This is a genomic window from Streptomyces sp. NPDC002896 (genome assembly GCF_040295225.1).
Classification (GTDB): Bacteria; Actinomycetota; Actinomycetes; order Streptomycetales; family Streptomycetaceae; genus Streptomyces.
Genome location: NZ_JBEOVA010000103.1, coordinates 1 through 1,279, shown reverse-complemented (window position 1 = coordinate 1,279; position 1,279 = coordinate 1). Strand labels below are relative to the sequence as shown.

Annotated in this window: 1 protein-coding gene; it reads left to right on the top strand. The window is 66.5% G+C overall.

All coding sequences use genetic code 11. The features are described from left to right. The coding region (locus ABT009_RS47370) for an amino acid permease (RefSeq protein WP_351309686.1) at positions 1–1,279 on the top strand (1,279 nt) is incomplete at both ends.

Sequence of the window (1,279 nt, the reverse complement as noted above, 5' to 3'; positions counted from 1 at the left end):
AGGCAGGCCTCAAGAACCGCCACCTGTCGATGATCGCCATCGGCGGTGTCATCGGTGCCGGACTCTTCGTCGGCTCCAGTTCCGGTATCGCCACCGCAGGCCCCGGCATCCTCGTGTCGTACGCGCTGGTCGGCACGATGGTCGTCCTCGTGATGCGCATGCTCGGCGAGATGTCCGCCGCCAATCCGACCTCCGGGTCGTTCTCCGCGCACGCGGACCGTGCGCTGGGGCGCTGGGCCGGTTTCTCGATCGGCTGGCTGTACTGGTTCTTCTGGGTCGTCGTGCTCGCCGTCGAAGCGACCGCCGGTGCGGTGATCCTCGAGGGCTGGATACCTGCCGTACCGCAGTGGGCCTGGGCGCTCATCGTGATGGTCGTACTCACCGCGACCAACCTGGTGTCGGTGGCGTCCTACGGCGAGTTCGAATTCTGGTTCGCCGGGATCAAGGTCGTGGCGATCTCCGCGTTCATCATCATCGGCGGCCTCGCGATCTTCGGCGTGCTGCCGGGCGTGGACAGCGACAGCGCGGGCCTGGGCAACCTGACCGAGCATGGGGGCTTCCTGCCGAACGGGCCCGGCGCCATCCTCACCGGCATGCTGCTCGTCGTCTTCTCCTTCATGGGCAGCGAGATCGCCACCCTGGCGGCCGGTGAGTCCGAGGACCCGCAGCGCGCGGTCACCAAGTCCACCAACAGCATCATCTGGCGTATCGCCGTCTTCTACCTCGGCTCGATCGCCGTCGTGGTCTGCCTGCTGCCGTGGAACGACGCGAGCATCACCAAGGACGGCTCGTACGTCGCGGCGCTCAACTCGCTGGCCATTCCGAACGCCGGTCAGATCATGAACTTCATCGTGCTGACCTCGGTGCTGTCCTGCCTCAACTCCGGGCTCTACACGGCGTCCCGCATGGCGTTCTCGCTCGGCGAGCGCGGCGACGCGCCGAAGGCCTTCGCCAAGACCACCTCGCGCGGCGTGCCGATGGCGGCGATCCTGGTCTCCGTCGTCTTCGGCTTCGTCGCGGTCTTCTTCAACTACGCCTACCCGGACACCGTCTTCCTCTTCCTGGTCAACTCCTCCGGCGCCGTGGCCCTGTTCGTCTGGCTGGTGATCTGCTTCTCGCAGCTGCGGATGCGGAAGATCATCCAGCGCGAGACGCCGGAGAAGCTCGTGGTCCGCATGTGGCTGTACCCGTACCTCACCTGGGCGACGATCGCCCTGATCGTGTTCGTCCTCGGCTACATGCTCACCGACACCGCGCACGACGGACGCGAGACCGTGCT